This is a genomic window from Paenibacillus terrae (genome assembly GCF_005217525.1).
Lineage (GTDB): Bacteria > Bacillota > Bacilli > Paenibacillales > Paenibacillaceae > Paenibacillus > Paenibacillus terrae_C.
On sequence record NZ_PNXQ01000005.1, the window covers coordinates 358,780 to 366,522 of the forward strand.

Below are 7,743 nucleotides of genomic sequence, written 5' to 3' on the forward strand. Positions count from 1 at the left end.
CGAATAAAATCACTTCGATCTATATATTCCTGATTACACGTCGCTTTGTGGATTTTTGCAAAATCCTCAACCATGAACCTTTTTGGAGCTCCAGTTGTTATATAGATAACCCGCACAAGAAAGGAGAGCGAATATTGGAAAGCAATCGAGAGTTGTTTGACAGGTATCAACGGGATGTATATCGAACCTGCTACTATATGGTTCATGACCCGTCGGATGCAGAAGATTTGACACAAGAAGTGTTTATCACCCTATTTCGCAGCAATCGTGAACACATCGAACACCTAAAAGCCTGGATTATGAAAATTACAGTAAACCATTGTCTGAATTACCTCAAACGCCGGAACAGCTTGCATATGAAGGTGTCAGCTAATCCCCATTTATTTGCCGGGATCGAAAGCAAGCCTGTAGACAGGCTGGTGGAGGAGCGCGAAGCCGCAGAGGAATGGGCTGTTTATATGAATCGTCTTCCGGCCAAAATCCGCGCTGTGCTGACACTTCGCTATATGCATGATTTTACTTTAGGGGAAATATCCGAGCTGCTGGCAATCCCACTAGGGACTGTCAAATCAAGGACGCACAAAGGACTTCGGTTAATGGAGCGGATACTGCGGGATGCAGGCGTACAGATTTCCGAGTTGGAAGGAGACAGCTATGAGCAAAATAGAAGAAACCTTGAAGCATAAACTAAATGATGATGCGGGAGTTCCCTATCCCGATTTTGAGAACATGTGGAGCCGTATGGAACAGGCAGGGTATACTGCGCCTACCACGACGGACCATTCCGAAGCCGTTGCTCCACGCCGACACAAAAATTGGCGCAAAATAACGATAACCGCTTCTCTGAGTGCACTTCTGGTTGCAGTTCCCGTCTATGCCGCTATCCATTATAATTGGGACAATTTGCTACACGGAAGAAGCGGCATTCAGACGGCTCTAAATCAAGACCTTGGGCAACCACTGGAGCAGTCTGTGACCAGAGACGGTGTGAAGCTAACGCTACATACAGCTATTGTCGATGAGAACCGGACCGTGATCCTGTACAGCCTGGAGGTCGGAAAACGGGCAGACAACGAGTTTTGGAATGTCAAAGGCATATCACTTAAAAACGCCACGGGGAAAAACAGTGAAGGGGAGTATAACTTTCAGCAATGGGACCCAAAAAATCAACGGTACAACGGGTACTTTGAAAGTGACTGGACACCGCAGCAGGACACAGAGAACATGCAGCTGACCGTAGCACATGTAGAGCTTTACAGCATACAGGAGCTGGATTTACCGCTTGATACCCAATCTCCCAAAATACAAACTTTCACACTGGATCGTGACGGTTTACAGGATATGAAGGTGCAGGTATTTGAACAAGGGAAGGATAAACTGATGCTGTCCTCGGGGATTACCTTCGATTCGTCGATACCCAAGAGATGGGATAATCCGCAAATCATTGCCTACAAAGGCGGAGAGCCTGTGATGGCGCAGCCTGGAGGGGCTTTTGGCACACCCGGAGATAACGGGGAGTATACAGCACAGCAATATTTTATGCGGGAACATATACCGGAAGGACAAATTACTTACAAGCTGCAATATGCCAAAACCGAGAAAAGTATAGATGAACCGATAAATTTTGATCTGCAATTAAGCAAAAAGCGGATGGAAAGCGGAACAATCAAGTCAGCACTGAATATCCCGCTGGAGAAAGGAAATCCGAATTTCACAATGGAACAGATGGTTGTCACACCTACGCAAATCCGCCTTACGATCAGAGGCAAGAAGAAATTCGCCGATATCCCTTATCAAAAATACTTCCTTTCCGTGAACGGAAAAACGTTAGAGGGTAACAAATGGTCACCACCCAGCAGCACTCCTGATCTGACCACCATCCGTTTTGAACGACCCTCTGATCTTGTGATTACCAAGGACACACCGATTACGTTTACAGGGAAATATAAGGTTACGATCCATTCGGATGACAATACGCCGCAGCGTTTAACGGATATTTCTGAACAAAAACAGACGCTAACTACACAAATCGGCGGTTATCCTGTGAAGTGGACCTACTACAAGCAAGGGGCGGACTTGTTCGTAGAAACTGAAAGCGAGGACGCTCGATTTGGCGGGATCAACCAGACTCATATTGGCCTGGGTAAAGAACGGATTTTGGGCAGACCAATCTCGGCTAATTTTACAGGGGACGGCATTAACAAAGCGGTTGATGTCTATAAGAATTTCAAGGGAACCGAGGCTTCTATCTATATGTTCTTCTATACAACGGACGAACCAGAAGCAGAGATTACTGTACCCATACAGCCTCTGACGACCCAAAGCGAAGCATCCAAATAGCAATCCTATAAAAAGGGTGTCCCATATACCTGTGTGAGCTGCGGTATATGGGACACCTTTATTTTTTCCAGTAAGCTGCGATGTGGTTGGAGTTATTCTATTCTCACTACTTCACAGAGCCTTGCGTAACGCCGTTGATGATCCATTTTTGTGCCATCAGATAGACGATAATCATCGGTAGCAAGGCCATCAGATACGAGGCAAAGGCCAGATTGAAGTCTGTATTGAACTGTCCCTGGAACACATACTGAACGAGCGGCAGCGTATACTGCTCCGGGTCGCTGATAATAATGAGCGGCAGCAGAAAATCGTTATAGGTGGACAGGCAGGTGAGAATCCCCACGGTAGCACTGATCGGTGCCATCAATGGAAAAATAATTCGCCAGAACGTGCCCCATGTCGTCGCCCCGTCCACCGTAGCCGCTTCTTCCAGCGCCACCGGAATGGAACGGATATAGCCGACATAGACGAACACATTAAACGCCAGCCCGTACACCGTATGCAGCATAATCAGACCAAACAGATTGGTCATGTGAAGTCCCGAGGCCAATTTGACAATCGGCAGCATAATGATCGGGAACGGAATGAACATCGCGCTCACAAAATAAAAATATAACCCCTTAAAAAAGCGCCGCTGCATATTACGCGCAATCGCATATGCGACCATGGAATTGGTTAACAGCGTCAGCACTACCGTCGATGTTGTAACCACTACACTATTCTGAAAAGCGCTGAAAAAGTTGGTCATGTCCACCGCACGACTAAAATTTTCCCAATGCAGCTCCATTGGAAAAGCAAAGGCAGAATGCGCCATCTGCTCGGGATTTTTAAGCGCAATCGTCACTGTCATATAGAGGGGAAACAGGATAAATATCGTCCCCAACGCCACCAAAAGAAGTACAGGCCAGTTGGTATGTCTGCTCGTTCTCATCAGTTATCCATCTCCCTTCTCTGGAGGAATCGCAGCTGCAAGATGGAAATCATCGCAATCACAATAAAATAAATAACAGAGTTCGCCGACTGATAAGCAAATTCCCCGCCTCTAAAGCCCCCTGTATAGATCAAGTGTGATATCGACTGTGTCGCCCGCCCCGGCCCTCCGTTCGTCAAGGCCACGATTTGGTCGAACACCATGAGAGAATTTTTCATCGCCAATACCATATTGATCGTAAAAAACGGGGCAATCAGCGGAAACGTAATACTCCAGAATTCACGCCACTTGCCTGCACCGTCCAGATTGGATGCCTCATACAGACTGGTTGGAATGGTTTGCAGCCCGGCCAGATACAGAATCGTATTGAAGGCAATCCCCTGCCATACGGCTACAATCACAATCCCCACCCAAGCCAACTGTTCGCTGCCCAAAATGTTCGTCGACAATGAGGTAATACCTAAATTTCGCCCCCAAATCGTAAACACGTTCGAAAACAGGTAATTGAATATGTACCCGACAATCAGCACGCTCAAAATATTAGGCAGAAAATAAATACCCCTGAAAAAGTTACGGAACCGAATTTTAGCATTCAGCCCCAGCGCAATCAGTAAACTGAGGACATTAATCGCAATCGTAACTACAATTGCAAATTTGAAGGTAAACCAGTAGGCGTTACCCACATTGTCGTCCTGAAACAGGTTGATATAGTTTTTGAACCCGACAAAGTGATATTGATGACCAAAGCCGTTCCAGTTTGTGAGCGAATAATAAAAGCCCTGCAAAGCAGGCAATGTCAAAAATATAAAAAACAACAGGACAGCCGGCACGGTCATCCCATAGAAAGCCGTTAGTCGCTTGTTCATGTCTTATCCTCCTCCCCTATCGGCGGTTAGCTACCTTATCCCATTCACTGTCCAGCTTCGCCAAATAAGCGTCGATGTCTCCGTTTTGCAGGAAGGCCTGCACAATAGAGTTTAACTGTACGGCTTTCGGAATATAATGATCGGCAAAATCAATGACACGCCCGGATTTAAAATACGGCAGCAGCTCCGCTACACTCGGGTCATCCTGCGTGACTCCCTTCACCGCTGAAAACAGCGTCTGCTCTGTAATGTACTGCTTGCTGTTCTCCGGCTTCAGCAGGAAGGCAATGAACTCCTCGGCCTCTTTTTTATGCGGAGTGCTCTCCGAAACAGCTAACAGTGTATCTATACCAGACACCAGCTTGACCGCCTGTTCATCGTTCCCTGTTGGTAACGGGAAGAATCCAAGCTCCACCTTCGGATTCGCCTTGCGGATTTCAGATATCGCCCATGAGCCTTGGATATACATAAACCCCTGTCCATTAGCAAAGGCACGGTTCCCGTCCGCATAGTTTTTGCCAAAATTATCGCCATGTCCGTATTTCAGCAGCTCTAACTGCTTCTCCGCCACCTCGCGGTACTTGTCCTGAAAGGTGACCTGATTTTCACGTCGTTGCAGAAAAAAATCAATGCCCACCAGATTCGGGCCAAGTGCATTGAAGGGAAGATTCGTCTGCCAATCATCTTTATATGTAAAATAGAACGGGATTTTGCCTGCGGCCTTGATCTTTTGTGCCGTTGCGATCAGTTCGTCCCACGTTTTGGGCACCTGTAATCCCATTTCCTTAAAAAGCGTTTTGTTATACATCACACCATTCGCATTGGCGGCATAAGGGATTCCGTACACCGGATCGGCCCCGGTCACATCCTTAAGCATTTTGAGGTAAATTGGGTCCACGGTACGTGGCAATTCTGTATTCGCTAGATCCGTAAAAATACCGCTCTGCGCCAAAATGGAATAGGTATCCGTGGCCCCAAGCCCCACAATGTCAGGTACATCATTTTTGACCACTCGGGTCAATAGTACCGTCTCTGCCTCCGGCGGATTCACCTGTGTCACTTCAATACCGGGATGCTCCTGGTTGAATCGGGAGATCAGCTTATCGAAGGAACCCTTGGCCTCCGGCTTGTTCTGGAAAAATTCAATCTTCACCTTGCCTGGCGCGTCATCCCTATTGCATGCGCTTACAATAATCGCCATTAGAAGTATCGAAGCTAGTATTGACAGCCACTTGCCCCATTTCCACATACTCATACCTCCTTTTCCCCTATGTCAATCTATTGCGTGACTAGACAATTAATACCCGAAGTCTATGTAAAAGAAACGATATACTATTCCAGCATCACAACAGGTGTAATATATGTGCATTTTCAACATAGGATTAACTTGACTATAGAAGAGGAGGCGTTGGTTTGTGAGAGATTGGCGGTTATATGCCAAAAAAGTATTGGTATTCACTGTAGTGCTTCTGCTTTGTTCCGGCATGGGTTTGTTGAATGGAGGTACATCATTTGCAGCCTCGGGGTTTTATGTAAACGGAACCAGTCTGAAGGATGCGAACGGAAATACCTTTGTCATGCGTGGAGTGAATAACCCTCATATCTGGTTTGATACACAGGCCTATCAGGCATTGGATACCATTGCAGCGACGAAGTCCAACACCGTTCGCATTGTGTGGCAGACGAATGGATCGGCACAAAGACTGGAGGAAATTATCAACCGTGCCAAACAGCTCAAGCTGATTTCCGTCGTTGAACTGCACGATGTTACGGGCAGCAATGATGCCAATCGTTTGAACGATATGGCCCGTTATTTTGCTCAACCAGCGGTGAAAAAGGTACTGGCCGATAACCAGAAATACGTACTCGTGAATATCGCGAATGAGTGGGGTGACCACAACCTCACCGATGCCGCATGGCGGGACGCTTACAAAACGGCCATCACCACGCTGCGCAACGCAGGCCTGCCGAATACGATTGTGATCGACGGCTCCGGTTGGGGACAATATGCTTCCCCGATTAAGGCCCATGGCGTTGAGCTGTTGCAGCATGATCCCAACCATAATTTGCTGTTCTCCGTCCATATGTACGCCAACTACAATGATTCCAGCAAAATCGGCTCCGAGCTGCAAGCTATGAAGGATAGGGGGCTGGCTGTCATCGTGGGCGAGTTTGGCTACAACTACAATAATGGCAACAACAATCTGGGCACCACCGTGAACCCTTATGAGGTCATGAAGCAATCCCAAGCCAAAGGCATAGGCTATCTGGCCTGGTCCTGGACGGGCAACAACAGCGAAAACGCATGGCTTGACCTTGTGAACAGCAGCGACTGGAAAACGCCGACGGCATGGGGCAATATCATATTGAACGATGCCAACGGTATCAAGAACACTTCGAAGACAGCTTCGGTGTACTAAGGTAGAGTCTCAGGAGGAATTAGTGTTAAAAAAGATCCAACTGACTCTCAAGCGGTCGATTGGATCTTTTCCACTTTTATATGGAGAAATCCCCCTAATACAAATAATCATCGGCCACAAAGCGTCGGTATGCCCCCCAAGTAAAAAAGATAAGATATAAACTAACAGCAGTAGCAATCGCTCCATTCACGGACAAATTGCCCATTGAAGATCTATCTAATCCTGTACGCTGCATATACGGAATAATCATAAATGTAATTACGTTGTATAAGTATGGGATATGAGAAACAAAAGAGGCCAATTTTAAGTACAACGAATCAAACAACAGAGAGCCCAGATTATATACCATACAAACACCGATGGCATACGTTACACTCTTGCTGTGCATAGCGACAAAGCAGTACAAGGAGCTTATTGCTACTAATGAGGCAAGCGCCCAACCATAGTATTCAAGCATCTGCAGTCCTTGAGATCCAGACAGCCCCGCATCACTTACATCATATGAAAGAGTCCATACTTCAACGATCACCTGCGAGGATACTGCAAATGCAATGAGAAGAAGCAAGATAGAAGCATTCAAAACCAGCAGCTTACTCCAGAAAATCTGACCACGGGTATATCGGCGCATAAATAACAAACGCAGTTGCCCGCTTCGAAATTCCTCAGTGTATACAGCAGCAGCTAAAGCAGCCACAGCTATATTGCATGCTAAAAACAAATTCTCACGCAGACCAATAACGACAAAGTTTAAGGATAATACCTCTACAGGAACCTTCATCGTGCGCAAAAAATATACGCCTGTCGAACAGGCTAGCATCGGTGTACATAAAACCATGAGCCAGAACCACTTTCGTCTCCATAATCGCTCGAACTCACTGTATATTAATAGCTTCATAGTCCCATTAATCCCATAAAAGCATCCTCCAGCCGTTGACCGTCCTCCACCAGTTGATCAGCAGATCCCTTCCAAACTAGCCTGCCCTCTTTGATTACAATGAGTTCATCACACATCTGTTGCAATTCATCCAATAGATGACCGGAGATAAAAAAGGCATAATTCGCTGAATCACGCAGACGGAGCACAATATCTCTCAGCTCCCACATTCCCATAGGGCCAAGGCCGTTCGCCGGTTCATCTAGCAATAGAAGCTCTGGAGCCCCCAGCATAGACTGCGCAATCCCGAGC

General features: G+C 46.7%; 8 protein-coding genes. 3 read left to right on the forward strand and 5 right to left on the reverse strand.

The window, feature by feature from the left end:
* The first annotated feature begins 134 nt into the window (after nucleotides 1–134).
* Together C1I60_RS04860 and C1I60_RS04865 are read left to right on the forward strand one after the other, a co-directional pair.
* On the forward strand, nucleotides 135–686 hold the full coding sequence (locus tag C1I60_RS04860; protein ID WP_137060730.1) for an RNA polymerase sigma factor: 552 nt from the start codon (nucleotides 135–137) through the stop codon (nucleotides 684–686).
* Nucleotides 655–2,340, forward strand: a complete 1,686-nt coding sequence (locus C1I60_RS04865; protein ID WP_137060731.1) for a DUF4179 domain-containing protein — start codon at nucleotides 655–657, stop codon at nucleotides 2,338–2,340. Before C1I60_RS04860 ends, C1I60_RS04865 begins: the two co-directional genes overlap by 32 nt.
* A 106-nt stretch (nucleotides 2,341–2,446) precedes the next feature.
* Here the strand turns inward: C1I60_RS04865 and C1I60_RS04870 are convergent, their stop codons facing one another.
* From C1I60_RS04870 to C1I60_RS04880, 3 genes are read right to left on the reverse strand one after another with little or no spacing between them, the layout of a single operon-like run.
* Complete coding sequence (locus C1I60_RS04870) at nucleotides 2,447–3,271, reverse strand: carbohydrate ABC transporter permease (protein WP_137060732.1); 825 nt, start codon at nucleotides 3,269–3,271, stop codon at nucleotides 2,447–2,449.
* Nucleotides 3,271–4,137, reverse strand: coding sequence for a carbohydrate ABC transporter permease (locus tag C1I60_RS04875; RefSeq protein WP_137060733.1), 867 nt, complete (start codon nucleotides 4,135–4,137; stop codon nucleotides 3,271–3,273). The genes C1I60_RS04870 and C1I60_RS04875 overlap by 1 nt, the downstream gene beginning before the upstream one ends.
* A 16-nt stretch (nucleotides 4,138–4,153) precedes the next feature.
* Complete coding sequence (locus C1I60_RS04880; protein ID WP_137060734.1) at nucleotides 4,154–5,386, reverse strand: ABC transporter substrate-binding protein; 1,233 nt, start codon at nucleotides 5,384–5,386, stop codon at nucleotides 4,154–4,156.
* Nucleotides 5,387–5,552: 166 nt separating this feature from the next.
* On the opposite strand from C1I60_RS04880, the gene C1I60_RS04885 reads away from it, so the two are divergent.
* Nucleotides 5,553–6,557: a cellulase family glycosylhydrolase gene (locus C1I60_RS04885; RefSeq protein WP_137060735.1), complete on the forward strand. Its 1,005-nt coding sequence runs from the start codon at nucleotides 5,553–5,555 to the stop codon at nucleotides 6,555–6,557.
* 94 nt (nucleotides 6,558–6,651) lie between these two features.
* Here C1I60_RS04885 and C1I60_RS04890 read toward each other — a convergent pair whose 3' ends face one another.
* On the reverse strand, nucleotides 6,652–7,452 hold the full coding sequence (locus C1I60_RS04890) for an ABC transporter permease (protein WP_137060736.1): 801 nt from the start codon (nucleotides 7,450–7,452) through the stop codon (nucleotides 6,652–6,654).
* On the reverse strand, nucleotides 7,449–7,743 hold a 295-nt coding region (locus tag C1I60_RS25195), incomplete at its 5' end, for an ATP-binding cassette domain-containing protein (protein WP_491844690.1). The genes C1I60_RS25195 and C1I60_RS04890, both read right to left, overlap by 4 nt.

Coding starts and splice junctions, on each gene's coding strand:
- C1I60_RS04865 (WP_137060731.1), top strand. CDS start 655: ATGAGCAAAATAGAAGAAACCTTGAAGCATAAACTAAATGATGATGCG.
- C1I60_RS04870 (WP_137060732.1), bottom strand. CDS start 3,271: ATGAGAACGAGCAGACATACCAACTGGCCTGTACTTCTTTTGGTGGCG.
- C1I60_RS04875 (WP_137060733.1), bottom strand. CDS start 4,137: ATGAACAAGCGACTAACGGCTTTCTATGGGATGACCGTGCCGGCTGTC.
- C1I60_RS04880 (WP_137060734.1), bottom strand. CDS start 5,386: ATGTGGAAATGGGGCAAGTGGCTGTCAATACTAGCTTCGATACTTCTA.
- C1I60_RS04890 (WP_137060736.1), bottom strand. CDS start 7,452: ATGAAGCTATTAATATACAGTGAGTTCGAGCGATTATGGAGACGAAAG.